The organism is Haematobacter massiliensis (assembly GCF_000740795.1).
In the GTDB taxonomy this organism is placed as follows: domain Bacteria; phylum Pseudomonadota; class Alphaproteobacteria; order Rhodobacterales; family Rhodobacteraceae; genus Haematobacter; species Haematobacter massiliensis.
This window is the reverse complement of record NZ_JGYG01000003.1, coordinates 84,650-103,922: the sequence shown is the minus strand read 5'-3', so window position 1 is coordinate 103,922 and position 19,273 is coordinate 84,650. Positions and strand designations below refer to the sequence as shown.

The 19,273-nt window shown below is 67.4% G+C and carries 18 protein-coding genes; 7 read left to right on the top strand and 11 right to left on the bottom strand.

The annotated features are described in order from the left end of the window. Nucleotides 1-4 precede the first annotated feature (4 nt). The 4 genes from aroQ to CN97_RS20145 all read left to right on the top strand — a co-directional run bounded on the left by aroQ (nt 5) and on the right by CN97_RS20145 (nt 4,412). Nucleotides 5-442, top strand: a complete 438-nt coding sequence (gene aroQ / locus CN97_RS06185) for a type II 3-dehydroquinate dehydratase (RefSeq protein ID WP_035708685.1) — start codon at nt 5-7, stop codon at nt 440-442. 1,061 nt (nt 443-1,503) lie between these two features. Next, nucleotides 1,504-2,598 carry a histidinol-phosphate transaminase gene (hisC, locus tag CN97_RS06180; protein WP_035708684.1) on the top strand — a complete coding sequence of 365 codons (1,095 nt, stop codon included), beginning with the start codon at nt 1,504-1,506 and terminating at the stop codon, nt 2,596-2,598. After that, a complete protein-coding gene (locus CN97_RS06175) occupies nt 2,598-3,518 on the top strand; it encodes a prephenate/arogenate dehydrogenase family protein (protein ID WP_035708683.1) in 921 nt (306 codons plus the stop codon). Before hisC ends, CN97_RS06175 begins: the two co-directional genes overlap by 1 nt. Beyond that, nucleotides 3,519-4,412 carry an extensin-like domain-containing protein gene (locus CN97_RS20145; protein ID WP_035708681.1) on the top strand — a complete coding sequence of 298 codons (894 nt, stop codon included), beginning with the start codon at nt 3,519-3,521 and terminating at the stop codon, nt 4,410-4,412. It abuts the gene before it with no gap. Between the two features lie 365 nt (nt 4,413-4,777). Here CN97_RS20145 and CN97_RS06165 read toward each other — a convergent pair whose 3' ends face one another. Then, on the bottom strand, nt 4,778-5,818 hold the full coding sequence (locus CN97_RS06165; protein ID WP_131389546.1) for a DUF2125 domain-containing protein: 1,041 nt from the start codon (nt 5,816-5,818) through the stop codon (nt 4,778-4,780). Nucleotides 5,819-5,861: 43 nt separating this feature from the next. Between CN97_RS06165 and CN97_RS06160 the strand changes: the two genes are divergently transcribed. After that, nucleotides 5,862-6,419 carry a gamma-glutamylcyclotransferase gene (locus CN97_RS06160; RefSeq protein WP_035709475.1) on the top strand — a complete coding sequence of 186 codons (558 nt, stop codon included), beginning with the start codon at nt 5,862-5,864 and terminating at the stop codon, nt 6,417-6,419. On the opposite strand, the gene CN97_RS06155 is transcribed toward CN97_RS06160, so the two are convergent. The 4 genes from CN97_RS06155 to CN97_RS19765 form a co-directional block, all read right to left on the bottom strand. Further along, nucleotides 6,412-7,131 (bottom strand): LrgB family protein, encoded by a 720-nt coding sequence (locus CN97_RS06155; RefSeq protein WP_035708678.1) that lies wholly within the window; start codon nt 7,129-7,131, stop codon nt 6,412-6,414. The genes CN97_RS06160 and CN97_RS06155 overlap by 8 nt on opposite strands. Then, nucleotides 7,124-7,480 carry a CidA/LrgA family protein gene (locus CN97_RS06150; RefSeq protein WP_035708676.1) on the bottom strand — a complete coding sequence of 119 codons (357 nt, stop codon included), beginning with the start codon at nt 7,478-7,480 and terminating at the stop codon, nt 7,124-7,126. Before CN97_RS06150 ends, CN97_RS06155 begins: the two co-directional genes overlap by 8 nt. A 349-nt stretch (nt 7,481-7,829) precedes the next feature. After that, nucleotides 7,830-8,318 carry a GNAT family N-acetyltransferase gene (locus tag CN97_RS06145; RefSeq protein WP_035708675.1) on the bottom strand — a complete coding sequence of 163 codons (489 nt, stop codon included), beginning with the start codon at nt 8,316-8,318 and terminating at the stop codon, nt 7,830-7,832. A gap of 87 nt (nt 8,319-8,405) precedes the next feature. Further along, nucleotides 8,406-9,230 carry a GNAT family N-acetyltransferase gene (locus CN97_RS19765; RefSeq protein WP_051911005.1) on the bottom strand — a complete coding sequence of 275 codons (825 nt, stop codon included), beginning with the start codon at nt 9,228-9,230 and terminating at the stop codon, nt 8,406-8,408. Nucleotides 9,231-9,347: 117 nt separating this feature from the next. Here CN97_RS19765 and CN97_RS06130 point away from each other — a divergent pair, with 117 nt between their 5' ends. Further along, the gene (locus CN97_RS06130; RefSeq protein WP_035708674.1) at nt 9,348-12,788 is read left to right on the top strand and encodes a chromosome segregation SMC family protein; all 3,441 of its coding nucleotides are present in this window, start codon (nt 9,348-9,350) and stop codon (nt 12,786-12,788) included. Here the strand turns inward: CN97_RS06130 and CN97_RS06125 are convergent. The 5 genes from CN97_RS06125 to CN97_RS06105 all read right to left on the bottom strand — a co-directional run bounded on the left by CN97_RS06125 (nt 12,785) and on the right by CN97_RS06105 (nt 16,649). Then, nucleotides 12,785-12,964, bottom strand: coding sequence for a hypothetical protein (locus CN97_RS06125; RefSeq protein ID WP_035708672.1), 180 nt, complete (start codon nt 12,962-12,964; stop codon nt 12,785-12,787). The two genes, CN97_RS06130 and CN97_RS06125, sit on opposite strands and share 4 nt — an antisense overlap. 63 nt (nt 12,965-13,027) lie before the next feature. Next, the gene (locus tag CN97_RS06120) at nt 13,028-13,573 is read right to left on the bottom strand and encodes an MOSC domain-containing protein (RefSeq protein ID WP_035708671.1); all 546 of its coding nucleotides are present in this window, start codon (nt 13,571-13,573) and stop codon (nt 13,028-13,030) included. A 3-nt stretch (nt 13,574-13,576) separates the two neighbouring features. Further along, nucleotides 13,577-14,758 (bottom strand): lytic murein transglycosylase, encoded by a 1,182-nt coding sequence (locus tag CN97_RS06115; RefSeq protein ID WP_035708669.1) that lies wholly within the window; start codon nt 14,756-14,758, stop codon nt 13,577-13,579. Between the two features lie 50 nt (nt 14,759-14,808). Next, nucleotides 14,809-15,723 (bottom strand): adenosylcobinamide-phosphate synthase CbiB, encoded by a 915-nt coding sequence (cbiB, locus tag CN97_RS06110; RefSeq protein WP_035709471.1) that lies wholly within the window; start codon nt 15,721-15,723, stop codon nt 14,809-14,811. After that, nucleotides 15,723-16,649: a threonine-phosphate decarboxylase gene (locus tag CN97_RS06105; protein ID WP_035709469.1), complete on the bottom strand. Its 927-nt coding sequence runs from the start codon at nt 16,647-16,649 to the stop codon at nt 15,723-15,725. The genes cbiB and CN97_RS06105 overlap by 1 nt, the downstream gene beginning before the upstream one ends. 293 nt (nt 16,650-16,942) lie before the next feature. Here CN97_RS06105 and CN97_RS06100 point away from each other — a divergent pair, with 293 nt between their 5' ends. Next, nucleotides 16,943-17,458, top strand: a complete 516-nt coding sequence (locus CN97_RS06100; protein ID WP_242685179.1) for a hypothetical protein — start codon at nt 16,943-16,945, stop codon at nt 17,456-17,458. Nucleotides 17,459-18,254: 796 nt separating this feature from the next. Here the strand turns inward: CN97_RS06100 and CN97_RS06095 are convergent. Then, nucleotides 18,255-19,187: an MBL fold metallo-hydrolase gene (locus tag CN97_RS06095; protein ID WP_035708666.1), complete on the bottom strand. Its 933-nt coding sequence runs from the start codon at nt 19,185-19,187 to the stop codon at nt 18,255-18,257. Nucleotides 19,188-19,273 lie beyond the last annotated feature (86 nt).

Sequence of the window (19,273 nt, the reverse complement as noted above, 5' to 3'; positions counted from 1 at the left end):
TTTCATGAAAACCATCCATATTATCAATGGCCCGAACCTCAACCTGCTTGGTCGCCGTCAGCCGGATATCTACGGGCGCGAAACGCTCGCCGATGTGGAGGCCGCCTGCGGGAAGCTGGCGCATTCGCTTGGATTTTCTGTCGTCTTCCGTCAGTCCAACCACGAAGGGGAGCTTGTGGAACTGATCCACGCGGCGCGGGAGGAAGCGGTGGGCATCGTGATAAATCCCGCGGCCTATACCCATACATCCGTGGCGATTCTCGACGCGCTGAATGCCTTCGAGGGGCCGGTGATGGAGGTGCATATCTCCAACGTCCACAAGCGAGAGAGCTTCCGGCACCATTCCTATGTCTCGCTCCGGGCGGACGGGGTCATCGCGGGTTGCGGGACGGAGGGGTATCTGCTGGCGCTCCGCCGGCTGGCCACGCTCGTCGGGGATTGACGAAGACACACGCTCTCACGGCGGGCGGCAGCGAGGCGCTCGGACCGCTGGATGATCCGCCGGGGGAAAGGGTTCAGCCCGCGTGACCGAGGGGTGTGCCATACCTATCTAGATCAAAGTGATTTCAATGACGTTCAGCCCGCGTGACCGAGGGATGTGCAAGGAGGCGATCTGCCCCCAGATCGCGCCGCGGCGTCAGTGTGGACATGGGCACCGCAAGACGCGAGCCTGCGCCGAAAATGCATCTAGCTCGCGTGACGGCCTGCGTGCATTGCCTCCCGATCACGCACATACCTGCCGGTGGCGGTGACGCGATCGGCACGAGTGTCTGCGCCGTGTCCGCGGTTGGTGTCAGACCAATCATCCCGGAGTAACAGGGCCAGGGCGCGGAAGAGCGCGGGGGTGAGTGGCCGCGGGCGAGCCGTGCTCCCTCTCGGGAAAACACGTGAAAGAGCGGACGGCATAGGCGCGGTATGTCTATCAACTGGAGATCGGCCGCGCAGGCGTCGGCTGAGGGCGGGTAACGTGCAGACCATCGCGAACGGTCATTCCCCAGCCTGCGCGGGAAGAGTAGCTGCCCATCCGGCACCTGATGATCGGAGGTCGGCAGTCCACGGCACGCATTTGCCCGGTGGGGCTGCGGTCCCTCCCATGCGGGACCGCTTTCTTGATCAGGACAGCGTGGGTCGGGCTACCCGACACCATACTGTCACCACTTTTTGCGACGCGGGTTCTGTGGTGATGCTCCTGGCGCCCGACGTTCGCTGCGGCGACATCGGGGACGCGGGGGAGACCGGCGGTGCTTGTGCGTTCCGGCAGGGCTTCGGCGCGCTTTGCTTTAACTTTGGGGAGGCGAGCGGGCTGACTGCTGGCCCCGACGTGAAGCCGCCGCGCCCCCGTAGCACATGAAGTTCTCCGATGCCTGGAGGGGAGTTCTGCAGACCGGGTCTCTCCGCAGCGCGCGGAGGGCGATGCTGGCGTGCCACATCAGCCAACTTGTCGCTGGCGGAGAGAGGGTCGCGCGTTTAAGACCTGTGCGCAATTCTGGCGAGAGGTGCCCCATGTCCGACATCCGCCCGCAACCCGGTATCATGGAGATCGCTCTCTATGAGGGCGGGGCATCGCATGTCGCAGGTCAGACGGATGCGATCAAGCTCTCGTCGAACGAAAATCCCTTTGGCCCTTCCGATCGGGCCAAGGATGCCTTCTCCCGCGCTGTGCTCAAGCTGCACCGCTATCCGTCTACGGATCATGCGGCGCTCCGTCAGGCGATCGGGGAGGTGCATGGGCTGGACCCGTCGCGGATCATCTGTGGCGTGGGGTCGGACGAGATCCTGAACCTGCTTGCGCAGGCCTATGTCGGGCCGGGGGACGAGGTGGTGTTCACCGAACACGGCTTCCTGCTCTACCGGACGTCCACACTGGCCGCAGGCGGTACGCCTGTTGCAGTGAGCGAGCGGGAGCGGACGACCGACGTGGATGCGATCCTTGCCGCCTGTACGGAGCGGACGCGGCTTGTCTATCTTGCCAATCCGAACAACCCCACGGGAACGATGGTCGGTCTGCCGGAACTGGAAAGGCTGGCTTCCGGGCTGCCGGGGGGCGCCATTCTGGTGCTCGACGGCGCCTATGCCGAATATGTCGAAGGCTATGATGCGGGTGCGGAGTTGGCGACGCGGATGTCCAATGTCTTCATGACCCGGACGTTTTCAAAGATCTACGGCCTTGGCGGTCTGAGGATCGGCTGGGGTTACGGGCCAAAGGATATCGTGGATGTGCTCAACCGCATCCGGGGGCCGTTCAACCTGTCCAGTGCGCAGCTGGAGACGGCGGAGGCGGCGGTCCGCGATCAGGATTACGTCACCCGCTGCCGGACGGAGAACGCCCGCCTGCGGACATGGCTCGCGGCTTCCCTGGCGGAGAAGGGCGTTCCATCGGACATTTCGACGGCGAATTTCATCCTTGCGCGTTTCGCGGATGAGGCGGAGGCACAGGCCTGTGACACCTATCTGCAGTCCCAGGGTCTGATCGTGCGGCGTGTGGCGGGCTATGGCCTGCCCAACTGCCTGCGGATCACCGTCGGGGACGAGGCGTCCTGTCGCCGCGTGGCGCATGCGGTCGGCCAGTTCAAGGCGCGCGACAGCGGAGCGGTCTGATGGCGGTGCTTTATGAGCGGGTGGCGCTGATCGGGCTTGGGCTCATCGCCTCCTCCATGGCCCATGCCATACGGAGGGCGGGCCTCGCGGGGGAGATTGTCGGCTATGCCCGTAGCGCGGAAACGCGGGCCACGGCGCTGGAGATCGGCATTTGCGACCGGGTGACGGAAACGGCGGCGGAAGCTGTGGAGGATGCGGATCTCGTCGTGCTCTGCATTCCCGTGGGCGGCATGGGCGATGTGGCGCGGGAGATCGGCCCGCATCTGAAGCCAGGCGCCACGCTGACCGATGTCGGCTCTGTCAAGCAGGCGGTGATTGACGCCGTCGCGCCCTTCGTGCCGGAGGGGGTGGATTTCATCCCCGGCCACCCGCTTGCCGGGACGGAGCATTCCGGCCCCCGCTCCGGTTTCGCCGAGCTGTTCCGCAATCGCTGGTGGATCCTGGTCCCGCTGCCCGGCGGATCGGACGCGGCGCTGGAGCGGCTTGAGGCGCTCTGCCGCGGCATGGGCGCGAATGTGGAGACGATGGATGCGGAGCACCATGATCTCGTCCTCGCCGTCACCTCCCACACTCCGCATCTTATCGCCTATACCATGGTCGGCGTCGCGGATGATCTTGGCAGGGTCACCGATAGCGAGGTAATCAATTTCTCTGCGGCGGGCTTTCGAGACTTCACACGCATTGCCGCTTCCGATCCGACGATGTGGCGCGATGTCTTCCTCACCAACCGGGAGGCCACGCTGGAGATCCTCGGGCGGTTCACGGAGGAGCTTTTCGCGCTGCAACGCGCGATCAGGATGGGGGACGGCCAGATGCTCTTCGACTATTTCACCCGCACGCGTGCCATTCGCCGTGGCATCATCGAGGCGGGTCAGGATACGGCCGCACCCGACTTCGGGCGCACGAAGGCGGGCGACTGAGTGAAGGGGCGGCGTGCGCTCGCCCTCTGGCTCTGTCTTACTGGTGTAGCGCTGGCGGGCGCCGCAGATGCGGGGCCGCTCCGGTCGGATGCGCCGAAGATGCGCCCTGCTACTTTGGGTGCCCCGGCAATGCCTGGGCCGGTCGCCGCTCTTTCCGCCGCGCGCCCGCTGCCCCGCCCCGGAGGGCTCGCCGCGTCGCAGGGGAAAGCCGTTGTGGCGGACGAAGGGATGGCGCTGCCGGACGCGCTGCTCCGCCCCATGCCCCGCCCGCCGCAGATCGCGGCGAAGGGCATGCGGTCGTCCGCGCCGCTGGTGCAGAATGTCTCCTTCATCGCGCCGGCCGCACCCGGGGTGACGTCCCGGCAAGGGTCCGGCCTCTGCGGGGTTCCAAAGCTCACCGGACGGCGGATTGCACCCGTTACCTCTCGCATCAGCGGCTGCGGGATTCCCGACGCGGTGGAGATCACGGCTGTCGATGGTGTCCGGCTCAGTCAGCCCGCGATGGTGGATTGCCCGACGGCGATCGCCCTTGACCAGTGGGTGAGGACGGCGTTGAAGCCCGCGGTCGGGCGGCAGGGGGGCGGGGTGAAATCGCTTCAGATCGCCGGAACCTATGCCTGCCGTCCGCGCAACAATCTGGCGGGCGGCAAGATCTCAGAACACGGACGCGGCAAGGCGGTGGATGTGGCAGCAGTGGTACTGGCGAACGGTGAGGCGCTCAATGTCGAACGGGACTGGGGCAGGGGGCAGGCGGGGCGGATTCTGAAGGCCGCCCACCGGAATGCCTGCGGGATCTTCGGGACAACGCTCGGCCCCGGATCCGACGGTTATCATGAGGACCACCTGCATTTCGACACTGCCGTTCGTCGCAACGGCAGCGCCTATTGCCGCTGACGCGGCGGTTCTTTCGCGTGGTTGGAACACGGCTGGCGTGCTTGGGGGGCAAGGCCCCGCGGCAAAATCATCGCCAGGCGGCCAAACCTGGTCGCAGAAAGCGATCCCGACGATACTCAGGACGTATTGAGGCCGCGGCTCGTGCTCAAGCCGCCGGGATCGATATGCCGGCGGGAGCCATCGGGATGTCACGCGGGACGGAGGTTGTCGCGTCGCCTCATCTCTGGCTGATCTCTGGCCGGATCGCTTTGGTGCCGTGATCGGCGGGTCCGTGCCAGCGTATTTGGCCTGCAGACCCACCCATTCGAATGCCTCCCGTCTGCCCCTCGCGTCATGGTTCCGTCGCCCTGTCAGGCGCGGGGGGGCTATCCCCGCTGCTCACGCAGCACAGGCGGGATCGTCGTCAGCGGAACCGGGCCAAGGAACACGACCCCGGAGGAGACGCGCAGCGGCACATCCAGCGTCTTTGCCCCGAGCGTGGTGCCCGCCATGACGCGCAGCGCCACCTCGGCCACCGAACGGTTCTCTTCCGGCACGATACCAAGCGCGATGACGATGTTGAGGATGGTCTCCCAGCCGCTTACCCGCAGATGCAGCGTTCCGTCCGCCAGCCCTTCTGTATCCATGGCCAGATCGCCGGAAAGGCGCAGGTTGGCGTTTCCCCAGACGACCCCGGCATCGCGGATGCCGATTGCCTGAATCTCCGGCGTGACGGCGTTCCGGTCGAACATCGCCCGGTCGAGGGGCGCGTCGAGGAGGAGAGAGGCGTCGAGCGTTACCGTATCTATCGCATCGGGCAGGCGGCTGCGCGGATCGATGTCGAGCCTCAGTGTGCCGCCCGGCGCGAGCTGCGCCGCAGAGAGCGCGAGGTCATAGGTATTGCCCGCCGCGCCCGCCTGAGCCGCCGGCTGCAGGGCTGCGACGACCTTCGGCATCCCCAGGGTCCATCCGCGGTCGGAGGAGAGCGTCACCGCTTCCCCCTCCGTGACCAGCCGTTGCAGCGCCATGCCGGGCGGCAGGCGGGTCCGGATGCTGCCCTGCATCCGGCTGGAGGCGAGGGTGAGCGTCTGGTCAGGCAGGTAGACGGTCTGGCTGTCCGGCAGCGTGGCGATGATGTGATTGGGCTGATAGGCCAGTGCCTGCAACCGCAGGAAGGGGGCCTCCCAGCCGTACCCGCTGCGCGGATCATGGATCTCGGGCGCCGTCAGTTCCAGGTCGAAGCGGTAGGGAAATCCGCGAACCGAAAGGCCTTGATGTTCGATCGCCATGCCGCGCTGCTGCTGCTCCGCGATGAAGGCCGTCGCACCATGCTTCACTTTCGAGGCGGCGAAAAACCACCATCCCGTCCAGCCGAGCAGCAGGAGAACGGCAAAGCCGAGGATGAAGCGCATGGTCTTTCCCTTCACGCTGTGGTCCTTCTGTCTATATCGGGAGGCGGCGAAGCAACAGATGGAGACGCAGGTGGCGGAGATCGCATTCTGGGTATTCGGGTATGGATCGCTGATGTGGGAGCCGGGATTCCGCCCGGTTGAGCGGCAGCGCGCGCGGCTGGAAGGCTGGCACCGGTGCTTCTGCATGCGCTCCATCCACCATCGCGGCACGGTGGAAGCCCCGGGTCTCGTCCTCGCCCTCGACCGGCAGGAGGGCGCGGTTTGTGACGGCGTGGCGCTGGCAGTCGCGGCGGAGGAGGCGCAGGAGGTGCTTGCGATGCTGAGAGAAAGGGAGCTTGTCAGTTCCGCCTATCTCGAGACCTCTCAGCCCGTGACGCTGGAGGATGGCAGGCGGGTGGAGGCGCTGACCTATGTCATCGACCCCGACCATGTGCAGTATTGCGCGAACCTCCCCCTGGAGGATCAGGCCCTTATCATCGCCGTGGCGGCGGGGGGGCGCGGGCCGAACAGCGACTATCTGCACAACACCGTCGGCCATCTGGAGGCGCTGGGCTTTGAGGATGCCGATCTCATGTGGCTTGCGGCGCGCGTGCGCGGTCTGACCCCGGTCAGTTGAGGAAAATCCGCGCGATCCACGGAGCGATGAGCGAGGTCAGGACGGCATTCAGCCCCATGCCGATCCCGGCAAAGGCGCCCGCCGTCTCATTGACCTGAAACGCGCGGGCAGTGCCCACCCCATGTGCAGCGACGCCCACCGCGAAGCCCCGCGCCCGCCAGTCCCGCACGCCGATTGCGTTGAGCAGCGGCGTGACGACGATGGCGCCGATGACCCCCGTGATGAGGACGAGAGCCGCCGCGAGGGTAGGGGAGCCGCCGATCTTTTCCGTGATGCCGATGGCTACGGGGGCCGTGACCGATTTGGGGACGAGCGACAGCAGCGTCTCGTGGCTTGCCCCCAGCAGATGCGCGATGAGCAACACGGACCCCATGGCGGTGAGCGAGCCGACCACCAGCGCCGCGATCAGGGGAATGAGCGCGGTCCGCAGGTTGGGCAGATTGTCGTAAAGCGGGAGCGCGAGGCACACCGTCGCCGGGCCGAGCAGGAAGTGAACGTATTGTGCGCCCTCGAAATACACCGGATACGGTGTGCCCGTCGCCAGCAGCAGCCCGCCGATCATGATGACCGAGAGCAGTACCGGGTTCACGAAGGGTTTTCGCCCCGAGGCACGGAAGGCCGCATCCGCGATCACATAGGCACCGAGCGTGAGGGTGAGCCAGAGCAGCGGCGCATGGGACAGGTAGCTCCAGATCTCGGCGAAGTCAGTCATGTCGTGGCCCCTTCATCAGACGCGCGACCGCGACGAAGGTCAGGGCTCCTGCCGCGATAGCGAGGATCGTGCTTCCGACCAGCGCCGCGCCGATGGCCAGTCCCTCGCTCTCCAGCAGCGGCAGGTGCCCGATCACCCCGACACCGGCAGGCACGAACAGCAGCGACAGATTGCCCAAGATGCCGGTCGCCACGGGCCGGATCGTTCGGACCAGCGCGGGCGACAGCACCAGCGCCGCGGCCATCAGCACCATGCCGATGACCGGGCCGGGCACCTGGATCGGAAACAGGCGGGCGAGCGCCTCGCCGACAAGCTGGCAGGCGAGGATGAGGAACAAAGACGGGATCATGGAGCACGACCTTTTGCGGATGGCCAGAAGCGGCGCCCAAGGGGCAGGAGGTGAGCGGAGGCGCCTGCCATATGAGGCTCGCTCCGAAGCTACGCCCGCCGGGGCGGGAGGCGCAAGCCGGGCCGGGCTGATCCCGCAGGGGTGGCGGCGGCATCACCAGACGGCGGAACGATCCGGCATTACAGGGCGATCCGACGATGGCGGAAGCCGGGGCGGTTATCCCGGGAGGGCCGGCGATCCGGGGCACGACCGCGCTCAGGGTTGCATGGTAAGGCGGGCTTGGTGGAGCGAGGACCCGTTCTGCAAAGGCCCCGGCAGGCCACGATCCAGTCCTTCGGGGCGGAGCGGCTCAGATGGCGGAAGACGGCGCTTGCGCGCCGACCGCCTTTCGCCAGGTGAAAGAGGTCGCGCGCGCGTAGCCGGGATGGGCGGTCTCCGCGACGCGATGGAAACCCATTCCGGCAAAGATCGCGTGATTCTCCACCAGCTCCACCCGCGTCTGGAGTTCGAGCGCCACGTGGCCGAGCGCCCGGGCGCGCGCTTCCGCCAGTGCCACCAGCCGCCGTGCAAGACCCTGTCCGCGTGCCGCTGCCGCAACCGCGAGCTTGCCGAGATAGAGCACCTCCCCCTGCGGTGTCAGAAAGACGCAGGCATGGGGCTCCGCCGGGCCGTCGATCAGCCAGATCTCGCCCGTCTCCGCCTGACCGGCGATGGAGGCGACCGACATCCGGTGCATGGAGGAGGGCGGGTCGATCCGCGCGTCCATATAGGCGAAGCTCTCCCGGATCAGGTGAAGGATTTGCGGAAAGTCTGCGGCTGTCGCGATACGGGGTGTCATGGTCAGAGGATTGCTCGTGTGAGGATACAGGGTGCCGAAGCGGAGCGCGTGACGATAGGTCGGGCCCTTTGCCGACGCGGCATGGAGTCAGGAACCGTCCCCGAGATCGGACAGGTGAAGCCAAGGCAGGCGCTCTTCCGGGAAGTCATGGGCTTCGGGGGCGAAGGCGGCGGGATCGTCTTGCGAGCAGGCATAGAAATGCATCTCGCCGCCCGTCGCCGGACGATAGCCCATCGGTGAGCCGCATGTGGGACAGAAATAGCGCGTCACACCGGGGGAGGAAGCGTAGGCGGCTGGCGCCTCTCCTGTCCAGCGCCAGCCGCCATCGCGGACGGCAAAGAAGCTGGTTACGGGGGAGGAACTCGCTCGGCGGCAGCTTTCGCAGTGGCAATGAAGCTGCCAGATCACCTCTCCCTCTGCGCGGTACCGGATGCGGCCGCAGAGGCAGTGGCCTTCGCGCGGCAGGGATTTCTCCATGAACAGGCTGTCCGGGTGGGGATCGTAGTCGCCGAATGGCCCCCGCTCCCGGTAGCCGAGCGCGCGATAGAGCGCGACGGCGGCGGGGAGCGCCGGGCCGGTCTCCAGCCGGAGGAGGCGGCAACCTGCGGCATGGGCCTCTCGCTCAAGCGTCTGCATGAGGTCGCGTGCCGCGCCCCGGCCCCGGGCGGTAGGGCGCATCCAGAGACGCTTGACCTCCCCGTACCCCGGCCGTGTCACCAGCGCCACGCACCCGAGCGCCTGCCCCTCCTCCTCCCGCGCGATCAGAAAGACCCCGGCGGCGGCGGCGATCTCCTCCGCCGTCAGGGTGAATATCCCGCCCGCCGGAAACACCGCCTCCATATGCGCCTGGCTTTCCGCGATGAGGGCGCGTCCGTCCGGCGTGAGAGGGCTTTCCGCGGCGATGGTGATCATGTCCGTTGTCCAGATGTTGTGGCAGTGCTGCGTTCGACTGCCGCCAGTTGGGATGTGATCGACACAGAGCAGGTTTCGCCCTAGGATGACCGTTCAATTCCAAAAGGAAAGTTCTCCTTGCGCTTCGTACGGCTCAGGCTCAACGGCTTCAAGAGTTTCGTCGATCCGACCGACCTCGTCATCGCCGAGGGGCTGACGGGGGTCGTCGGGCCGAACGGCTGCGGCAAGTCGAACCTGCTGGAAGCACTGCGCTGGGTGATGGGGGAAACCCGGCCAAGCGCGATGCGCGGCGGCGGGATGGAGGATGTCATCTTTGCGGGCGCGGCCTCCCGCTCTGCGCGCGGCTTTGCGGAGGTGGCGCTCAGCATCGACAACAGCGAGCGGCTGGCCCCGCCCGCCTTCAATGACGCGGATGCGCTGGACATCGTGCGGCGGATCACCCGCGATCAGGGGTCGGCCTACCGGGTGAACGGCAAGGACGTGCGGGCTCGCGACGTGCAGATGCTGTTCGCCGATGCCTCCACCGGGGCGCATTCGCCTGCGCTGGTCCGGCAGGGGCAGATCGCGGAACTCATCAACGCCCGCCCGCAGGCGCGGCGCCGGATACTGGAAGAGGCGGCGGGGATCTCCGGTCTCTATCAACGCCGGCACGAGGCTGAACTGCGGTTGTCCGCCACCACGCAGAACCTTGAGCGTGTCGATGACATGCTGGAGCAGTTCCTTCAACAGATGCGCGTGCTGGAGAAACAGGCGCGGCAGGCGGCCCGTTACCGGGAGATCGGCGCGGCGCTTCGCCGGGCGGAGGGGGCCTTGTTGCTTGCCCGCTGGCTGGAGGCCATGACCGCCGCCGACACCGCACGAACCACAGCGGAGCAAGCGTCCCGCAAAGCTGCGGAGACGGGGGCCGCGGCAGAGGAAGCCGCCGCCCTCCGCGCGGATCTCGCCAGCGAAATTCCCGGCCTCAGGGAAGAGGCTTCGATCTCCGCCGCGGTTCTGGAACGGTTCCGTCTGCAGCAGGCGGCCCTCGCGGAGGAGGAGGCGCGCGCGGAGGAGGCGGTTGCGGCCCTGCGTGCGCGGGCGGAACAGCTGGCTGCCGACCGGGAGCGGGAAGCGGCGCTCCACCGGGACGCGGGCGAAACGCTCCGCCGGCTGGAGGAGGAGGCGCTTGCGCTTCTGCAGGCGGGCGAAGGCCATGCGGAGCGTCTTGCGGAGTCGGAGGAGGCCGCGGAGGCCGCGGCTGATGTGCTGGCGGAAGCGGAAGCCCGGCTTGCCGGGCTGACGGAATCGCTGGCCCGGACCGTCGCCGATCATGAGGCCGGGCAGAGAAGGCTCTCTGCCGCCGAAACCGTGGTGGAGCGGAGCCTTCGCGATGCCACCCGCGCCCGTATGCAAGCCGAGGAGGCTGAGCAGCTTCGGGCGCGCGCCGTCGAAGCCGCGGAGGCTGCGGCGGAGGGGCAGGAGGCAGGCGTCTATGCCGTGGAGATCGCGGAGACGACACTCGTCACGGCAGAGGCAGAGCTCCGTCGCATTCAGGGGGAGGAGAGCGAGGCCCGGACCCAGCGCACGGCCGCCGAAGCCGTCGTTCGCGCGATCTCGGCCGAGGTTACGACACTCGGCCGGATGGTGGCGCAGGCGCGCGGCAAGAGCAGCCGGGTGCTCGATCAGGTAACCGTTGCAGCTGGCTACGAAAAGGCACTCGGCGCGGCGCTGGCGGATGATCTCGACCTGCCCGAGCGGGAGAGCGATGGCTCTGGCTGGCGGCAGCTGCCGCCGCTGCCGGAGGCGGGGATACCCGATGGGGCAGAGCCGTTGGCGCTCCATGTGGAAGGTCCGTCGGCGCTGGCCCGCCGGCTGTCACGGATCGGTGTGGTGTCGGCGGATCGTGCGGCCGCCCTGCTCCCGGCGCTTGCGCCCGGGGTGCGGCTGGTCACGCAGGAGGGCGACCTTTTCCGCTGGGACGGCCTCGTCCGTGTCGCGGGGGACGGTGTGTCGGATGCCGCGCGGCAACTGGCGCAGCGCAACCGCCTCGCGACACTGCAGGTGGAGCTGGCGGAGGCTGAGGCGCGGGCAGAGGCGCTGCGCGAGGGGCATGAGACGCTGGCGGACGCTCTTGCCTCCGCCGCCGCCGCCGAGACATCCGCGCGGATGGCCCGGAAGGGGGCGGAGCAGCGGCTGGCCGAGGCAAGCCGGGCGCTGAACCGGGCGGAGACGGAGCGTTCGGTGGCCGACGGTCGCATGGAAACGACCCGCCTCGCCGCACGCACGCATCAGGAACAGGCGGAGCGCGCGGCGGCGGAGGTGAAGGAAGCTCGTGCGGCCATGACCGCCTTCCCGCCGCTTGACGGGGTGCGTGAGGAAGCCGCTGCCGCACGGCGCGCGGTGGAGCAGGCGCGCGCCGCCACGTTGCAGCGCCGGGCAGCCACGGAGGATATCCGCCGGCAGGGCACCGCACGGGAGCGGCGGGCGGTGGAGGTGTCGCGCGAACAGGCCCGCTGGACGGAGCGGCTCGCCGCCGCAGAGGGCCGTGCCCGTGAGATGGACGGACGGGAGGCGGCTGTCGCGGCCGATCTTGCCCGCGCCCGTGCCGTGCCTGAGGCGCTTGCCCTGCGTGCCGAAACGCTCTCCGGCGACATTGCGCTTGCCACCTCGCGGGAGGCCCGCGCGCGCCCTGCGCTTCAGTCGGCGGAACGCGCGCTGGCTGAGGCTGAGGCGGCGGAGCGGGCGGCGGAGCGCGCGGCCTCCGACAGCCGGGAGGCGCGGGCGGCTGCGATTGCGCGCGCCACCGCCGCAGCACTCGCCTGCAGCGAAGCTGCCGACCGCATCCGGGAGGAAACGGAGACGGAGCCTGACGCGCTGGCGGCAAGTCTTGGCGAAGTCACGGCCACCGCCGGCGAGACGGAGGAGGAGATCCATCGCCTCCGCCGCGCGCGGGAGGCCCTGGGCGCCGTGAACCTCCGCGCGGAGGAGGATGCCCGCGCGCTCGCCGAGGAGCAGGGAACGCTGGCCGTGGAGCGGGCCGATCTCGATGCCGCGGTCACCAAGCTACGGGCGGGGATCGCCGCCCTGAACCGCGAGGGGCGCGAAAGGCTGCTGGCGGCCTTCGATCAGGTCAATCGCAACTTCCGTCAGCTTTTCACGCATCTTTTCGGGGGGGGAGAGGCGGATCTGGTGATGGTGGAGTCGGACGATCCGCTGGAGGCAGGGCTGGAGATCATGTGCCAGCCGCCGGGAAAGAAGCTCTCCGTCTTGTCTCTGTTGTCCGGCGGAGAGCAGACTTTGACGGCGATGGCGCTCATCTTTGCGGTCTTCCTCGCCAATCCCGCGCCCATCTGCGTGCTTGATGAGGTGGACGCCCCGCTCGACGACGCCAATGTCGGGCGGTTCTGCGATCTTCTGGACGAGATGACGCGACGGACCGGCACCCGCTTCCTCGTCATCACACATCACGCGGTGACGATGGCGCGGATGGACCGGCTGTTCGGCGTCACCATGCAGGAGCAGGGGGTGAGCCAGCTCGTCTCCGTCGATCTGACGCGGGCAGAGGCGCTCGTCGCCTAGCGGACGGCGCCGACAAGGCCGCCGACAGCCGCCCCCGCGAGGGGCTCGTCGGCAATCACCTGACCGGCAGCCGCTCCGCCGACCGCACCTGTGGCTATCCGCTGTCCGCGCGTATTGCCGCAGGCCGCGACGACTGAGACGCAGAGCAGCCCGGCGACAAGATAAGTCCTGGTCATGATTTTCTCCTCGATTTCAACCCAGTAGAACGTTCGTGGCTGGTCGAGGTTCCGGCTTCGGCGTCATATCTTGCGGATACGGTCCGCAACCGTCACCTCGCCGTCCTCAACGATGCGGCAGAGCACACCGCGGAGCCGCAACTCCGGATGGCCGGGTGCGCGGACCCAGTCGAAGGCCGGCTTTCCGTAGCGCTTCTTCCACTTCACACAGGCATCGTTCCACAGGTCGGACACTTCCACGACCGCCGTGCCGATCCGAAGCCGGGTGCCGACGGGCAGGTTCTCCTCCGAGAAATCCATATCCGCGACGATCGTGTCACCGGGGTGGATCATCTCCGGCTCCGTCACGACCGCCTCCACCACACGGGAACCGAGAATGGATATCTGAATGCGGGGATCCGGGCTGCCATCCGCCAGCTTCATCCATGGGTGCTTCATCCAACGCTCGCCCGGGACGCCTTCCGCGACGGTGAGTGTCAGGCTCTCGCGGAAGTCGCGCTTGCCGAAACCCTTGCGGAAGCAGAGCGTGTGGATCGGCGCATCGTCCTTTGGCGCGGCGAGAACGTGGGGCAGGGCGAGGGCAAGTGTTTCAGGGGTCGCTTGCGGCATGAGTCAGAGCCTGTCCAAAAGGGTACGGGTGGGCCATGCATCTGCGGGCAGGCCGAGGCGCGCCTGCTCCTTCTGCACGGCGCTGCGGGTCATGGCGCCCAGCACGCCGTCTATCGCGCCGACATCATGGCCACGGGCTACGAGCTTCTGCTGGAGCCGGGTCATCTGCGCATCGGTGAGCGGCGGGTCCGGGTTGCCGGGGTCGAAGGCCGGTGCCCCCGAAAGGCGGGTGGCGAAATAGGCGGCGGTCGTCACATAGACGAAGCTCTTGTTCCAGTCGAAGAACACGTAATAGTTGGGATAGGCGAGGAACGCCGGCCCCTTGCGCCCCTGTGGCAGCAGCAGCGCCGCGTTCAGGTTGGTGGCGATCTTGCCGCCGCGCGGCTTTACACCCAAACGCACCCAGTCCGCGGCCGGGCGCGGCGTATCGAGACCGCTCAGGCTCCAGTCCATCTGGTCGGGAACGGTGACCTCCTGAAGCCAGGGTTCCCCTCTCCGCCAGCCGTGATCGGCGAGCATCCGGCCCCCTGACATGATCGCATCGGGGATGGAGGTTTTGAGCGTCACCCGCCCGTCTCCATCGCCGTCAACCCCGCGTTCGAGGATGTCCTTGGGGAGCATCTGGATCATCCCGATCTCCCCCGCCCAGGCGCCGGTCGTTGTGGCCGGGTCGAATTCGCCCTTTTCGTAGAGCGACAAGGCGGCGAAGACCTGCGGGCGGAAGAGGCCGGGGCGGCGGCAGTCATGCGCGAGGGTGACGAGCGCATTCGCCGTGTTGAAGTTGCCCTGCACGGCGCCGTAATCCGTCTCGAATCCCCAGAACGCGAGGATAACGCCCGGCGGTACACCATAGCGCCGCTCCGCTTCCTTGAGCAGCCCGGCGTATTTCTTGCCGTTGGCGACGCCGTTGGACATCCGGTTTCCGCTGATGAGCGCGCGGGAAAAATCGGTGAATGTCTTGCGGAAGACCCCTTGCGAATTGTCGGCGGCAATCACTTTCGGGTCGCGACGAACATTGGCGAAGAAGCGGTCGGCGGCCTGTGCGGAATGGCCGTTCGCGACCGCTTCCTGCTTAAGTCCGGCGATGAAGCGTCCGAAGTCGCCGCCGCAGGGCACGCTTTGGGCGGACGCGGTGCCCGCGAGGGTGACGAAGCCCAACAGGGCGGGAATCAGCATGAGGCGCATGGGTTTCCTCCTTTCGCGAAGCTAGGGCGGGGCGGTAGCCGGACAAGGCCCTAAGTGATGAGCCATCCCAGAAGCACCACTGCCAGCATCAGCGCCCATGTCCGCCAGAGCACCGCGACAGCCGCGTCGATCTCCCCCGCGCCGATGTCATGTCGGCCCTCCGCGTTGACATAGGGAAAGTCGCGCCGCTCGCCGTGATAGCTCCTTGGGCCGGAGAGCGCGATGCCGAGCACCGCCGCCATCGCCGCCTCCGGCCAGCCTGCATTGGGCGAGCGATGCAGCGGCGCATCCCGCAGGATGACCCGCCGCGCATCAAGCCGCCTGTGGGCGAGCGCGATCAGCAGCGCCGTCAACCGCGCGGGGATGAGGTTCAGAAGATCGTCCAGCCGCGCCGCCGCCCAGCCGAACTCCTCGTGCCGGGGGGTGCGGTGCCCGATCATGCTGTCGGCCGTATTGACAAACTTGTAGACGAGGATGCCCGGCAAACCGCCCACAAGAAACCAGAAGGCTGGCGCGACGACGCCGTCCGAGAGGTTCTCTGCCGCGCTCTCGATCGCCGCGCGGGCGACGGCGGGCGCATCCATTGCCGCGGTATCCCGCCCGACGATCCGCGCCACGGCCCGCCGGCCTTCGGCAAGGCTCGCGCGGAGACCGGTTGCGACGGCGGCGACATGATCGGCAAGGCTTCTCTGGGCCAGCAGAACCGCGGTGGCCAGCACCTCCAGCAGCGCGCCGCCCGGCAGCGCCGCAACCAGCCGCCCCGCGATCAGGGCGAGAAGCACGAGCAGACCGATTGCCACAGCCCCTTTCGCCCTTCTCCCGCGCCCCCTGTTGAAACGACGATCCATCGCGTCGATCATGCGGCCCATGATGACGGCGGGATGCGTCACTCGGGACCAGAGCCTTTCCGGCTCGCCGAAGACCGCGTCCAGCACCAGAGCCGCGGCAAGGGCGAGGGGCTGCATCACCATGCGCCTTCGAGCCTTGCCCAGCCATCCCCCGGCGGCAGGCCGAGGCGGAGCCAGCGGTCGCTGTAAGGGAAGATGCGGCTCCAGATGCGGGCGCGGGCCAGGCGCTCCTGCCAGATCTGCGCGTTCTCGACGTCGTAGAGGCGGAAGAGCGGCGTTCCCCCCACCACGCGCGCGCCTCGTCCGGTCAGGATGCCGTCCAGCCGCGCCGCATCACGGCCAAGTCGCGCCCGCGTCCGGGCGGCCCAGTCCTCATCGGAAAGCGCGGCGCGACCGATCTCCAGCGCGGGGCCGGAAACGGGCCAGGGGCCGAGGGAGTCCCGCAGGCCCGCGATCAGCGTGGGGTCTCCGATGGCGAACCCTAGCCGCAACCCTGCCAGACCCCAGAACTTGCCGAAACTTTTCAGCACCAGCGTGCGAGGTTGTGCGGAGAGGGTAATGAGGCTCGCCTCCGGCAGCACGTCGCAGAAACTCTCGTCGATCACGGTGAGAACACCGGGCCCTGGCGCGGGGTGAAGCCTGCCATCGGGATTGTTGGGATGGACGAGCACCCGCGCCCCGCCTGGTCCCTGCTCCCAGCCCGCCGCGACAAAGGCGGCGGCATGTTCATTGTAGGTCGGTCCCGGTATCTCCACTCGGCCCGCCGACAGCAGCCGCGGAATGCGCGCGATCAGCGCGGAGGCCCCCGGCGCCGCCAGCACGGCCGCTGCTTTCGGCACCCTCCAGAAGGCCCGTGCGGCTCGCTCCAGCGCCTCGGAGGCATCTAGATCGGGCAAGCGGGCCCAGGTTTCAGGTGGAAGAGCGGGAAGCGGATAGGCCTCCGGGTTAATGCCGGTGGACAGATCGAGCCACTCCGCCGCTGCGCCCCCATGCCGCGCGCGGGCTGCGTCCAGCCCACCGCCATGGTCCCGCGTCTCCGCCATCGCCCGATCCTTCTGCGTCGCGGCGCTGCCGCCGTTCGTGTCGGGCGCGGTCAAACCGCAAAATCTTTGCAAAATCAACTCCGCAAGCGGCGCGGCGTGTAAAGAGGGCTGGCAGGATCGTCGGAGCGCGTTAGCATGGAGAAAGGCACGGGGAGGTGCCTGAGGGGGGAACGATCATGCCGAAGTCTGTGGCGGATCTCAGACGTCAGGAGATTGTGGCGAGCGCCGTCTCTGTTATTCAGCAGGAAGGACTGCCATTTCCATCCTATGACGCCGTGGCGAGAGAAGCGGGAATGTCACGTCAGCTGGTGCGGCACTACTTTCCCGATGCGGAAAGTCTGATAGGCGCGGTGTCGCACGCCATTTCGGACGTGCAGCGGGACAAGGTGGCGGCCGGGTTTGCCCGCGGGGACGAAAGCCGGTTGGGTGTGCTGTTCGACTATCACCTTGGTTTGCTGGATGAGGGCGATCAGCCACGGGGAGAACTTCAGCAGGTGGAGGATGCACTCGTCGTGCTCGCCGCACGCGTGCCCGATCTTCGCGAGACATTGGTAGAGCGGCAGCATGAACTGCGACAGGCCATCGTCTCGGCGACGGCGGAAAGCTATCCAAGCCTGACGCCCGCCGCCTGCGAGGAAATAGCCTTCGTCTTCGTGAGCCTCGTTCATGGTCACTGGCGCATGGTGCGGAGCTTCGGCTTCGACCGGGTCGGCAGTCTTCATGCCCGGGCGGCGATGGACAGGCTCCTGCGCGCGCATCTCGAAGCAGCGATGGCGGAGAAGCCGGCCCCCGTGACCCGCCGCGGCTGACACGCATGAGGGTGCGCTCTGCTCGTCTGCTCCTGCCGGCGGGCCGTCGTCTCCGCCCGGGAGGCGCAGCCCGCCCGCGTTTTGTCACGGGGTTCCGGCTTCAGCACACCTTATCGCGAGGGTAGGGGATATTGTCGTGGTCTGCCGGGGAATGAGCGGATCGCGGGCTGGTTGGGCTGAGGGGTACTCCATGGCAGTCCGTTGGCGCAAGGCTCTGTCGCCTGAAGGGCAGTTTCGTTGAATTGCGCCTGCAGCCTGCCCCGGCCTTGCAGGTGGTCCGTTGGAGGAGAACTACGCCAAGGCCGGCCGTCTTGTTGATGTTTGCTCAGATGCGGCTGGCGCGCAGTATGCCATGCGCGACTGTTGATATCGGTCGTGGCCCCGAGGCACATGCGGAAAACCGGCGCCCCGATGGAATCGCTCGTGGATGTGAGGAGTTCCGCGTCCGGATCGACGGGATGCGTCCCGGACATGATCCTCGGCGAGCCGACACCGCTGATGGGGGGATAGATGGCGCCCAGAGTCCCGGCGAGAGGACTGGCGGAAGGTTGGCGATGGTTCGCACAGACCGCAGCCTGCGTAGAGCGGGGGCCTTTGTACGAGTGCAGACAAGCGGTTCAACGCAGGGTGCAGATATCTCGTACACCCTCCGCTAGCTGCAGCCCGCGTGACTGACGCGATATCGCAGCTTTGGTTCGAAGCCCGTTCTCGATGCGGACGTGTAAAACGGCTGGCCGCCAGTTGCAGGGGCTATGCCCGTCAACTGCCAGAGCGCCAGCCTGAACGTGGTCAATCCTTAAGATTGACCAAGAAGAAACTGGTACGTCGCGGGAAAGAAGCGGAAGTCCTCCCCCTCGGCCGCGACGAAGCCCACCGCCGGGAAAGGCATGTGGTAGCCGGTGAACGGGATGCGCTCCTCCGCCAGCCGGGCGAGGATCGCGCGTCGTGTCTGGGCCGCCTTGTCCTTGTCCATGTCGAAGCGGACATGCCAGTCGGGCTTGGCGAGGGAGAAGGCGTAATGGTTTGCCACATCGCCGAGGATCATCAGAACCTTGCCCTCGCTCTCCACACGGAAGGAAAGATGCCCGGGCGTGTGGCCGAAGGTTTCTATGGCGGTGATGCCGGGCGCGACCTCGTCCCCGCCGGCGATGAAAGCGGTCTTTTCTGCCAGCGGGCGAACGTTGGAGTCGAACCGCTCATTGCCCGTCGTCGCCCAGTAGTCGAACTCTGCCCGCCCCATGACGTAACGTGCGTTGGCGAAGGTGGGCGCGCCTTGGGTCATCAACCCGCCGATATGATCTCCGTGCATATGGGTAAGGATGACGACATCGATGCTGGCGGGGTCTACCCCCGCGCCGCCAAGCGCTGCCGCCGTCGCCGTGCCGTCAAGCCCGGTATCGAACAGCAGCACCATCTCTCCCGTATTGATCACGACCGGCGCATAGCCGTTCCGTCCCTCGCTGTCGGAGAGGAAATAGGCACGCGCCTGCGCGGCGAACGCCTCAGCGCTGGCATTGAGGCCGAAGGTCGCATGAATATCCTGCATCGCGCCGGAGCCTGCGAGGACGGTCGTCACCTCCATCGCGCCAAGGGGGAACCGGTAGTGCGTGGGCATCGAGGCTCCAAGTTCAGGTGCGGCGGCGCGGGCCGGGGAAGCCACGGGAAGGGTTGCGATAAACGGAGCGGCAACCCCGCTCATCAGGGCCGTCCGGCGGGTCAATCCGGTCATGGCGGTTCTCCTGTGCTGCTTTGATCCTGAAAGTAGCGCCGGGAGGAAAAAAGTCCCCGCCTGATTGTCGTCACTCCTGTGACTCG

Excerpts from the sequence above, each read along its gene's own strand:
- CN97_RS06160 (WP_035709475.1), top strand. The coding sequence starts at position 5,862 with ATGGAGACGCAGGTGGCGGAGATCGCATTCTGGGTATTCGGGTATGGA.
- CN97_RS06175 (WP_035708683.1), top strand. The coding sequence starts at position 2,598 with ATGGCGGTGCTTTATGAGCGGGTGGCGCTGATCGGGCTTGGGCTCATC.
- aroQ (WP_035708685.1), top strand. The coding sequence starts at position 5 with ATGAAAACCATCCATATTATCAATGGCCCGAACCTCAACCTGCTTGGT.
- CN97_RS06125 (WP_035708672.1), bottom strand. The coding sequence starts at position 12,964 with ATGACCAGGACTTATCTTGTCGCCGGGCTGCTCTGCGTCTCAGTCGTC.
- CN97_RS06155 (WP_035708678.1), bottom strand. The coding sequence starts at position 7,131 with ATGACTGACTTCGCCGAGATCTGGAGCTACCTGTCCCATGCGCCGCTG.
- CN97_RS06100 (WP_242685179.1), top strand. The coding sequence starts at position 16,943 with ATGTCACGTCAGCTGGTGCGGCACTACTTTCCCGATGCGGAAAGTCTG.
- CN97_RS19765 (WP_051911005.1), bottom strand. The coding sequence starts at position 9,230 with ATGATCACCATCGCCGCGGAAAGCCCTCTCACGCCGGACGGACGCGCC.
- CN97_RS06115 (WP_035708669.1), bottom strand. The coding sequence starts at position 14,758 with ATGCGCCTCATGCTGATTCCCGCCCTGTTGGGCTTCGTCACCCTCGCG.
- CN97_RS06095 (WP_035708666.1), bottom strand. The coding sequence starts at position 19,187 with ATGACCGGATTGACCCGCCGGACGGCCCTGATGAGCGGGGTTGCCGCT.
- hisC (WP_035708684.1), top strand. The coding sequence starts at position 1,504 with ATGTCCGACATCCGCCCGCAACCCGGTATCATGGAGATCGCTCTCTAT.
- CN97_RS06120 (WP_035708671.1), bottom strand. The coding sequence starts at position 13,573 with ATGCCGCAAGCGACCCCTGAAACACTTGCCCTCGCCCTGCCCCACGTT.
- cbiB (WP_035709471.1), bottom strand. The coding sequence starts at position 15,723 with ATGCAGCCCCTCGCCCTTGCCGCGGCTCTGGTGCTGGACGCGGTCTTC.
- CN97_RS06145 (WP_035708675.1), bottom strand. The coding sequence starts at position 8,318 with ATGACACCCCGTATCGCGACAGCCGCAGACTTTCCGCAAATCCTTCAC.
- CN97_RS06105 (WP_035709469.1), bottom strand. The coding sequence starts at position 16,649 with ATGGCGGAGACGCGGGACCATGGCGGTGGGCTGGACGCAGCCCGCGCG.
- CN97_RS06150 (WP_035708676.1), bottom strand. The coding sequence starts at position 7,480 with ATGATCCCGTCTTTGTTCCTCATCCTCGCCTGCCAGCTTGTCGGCGAG.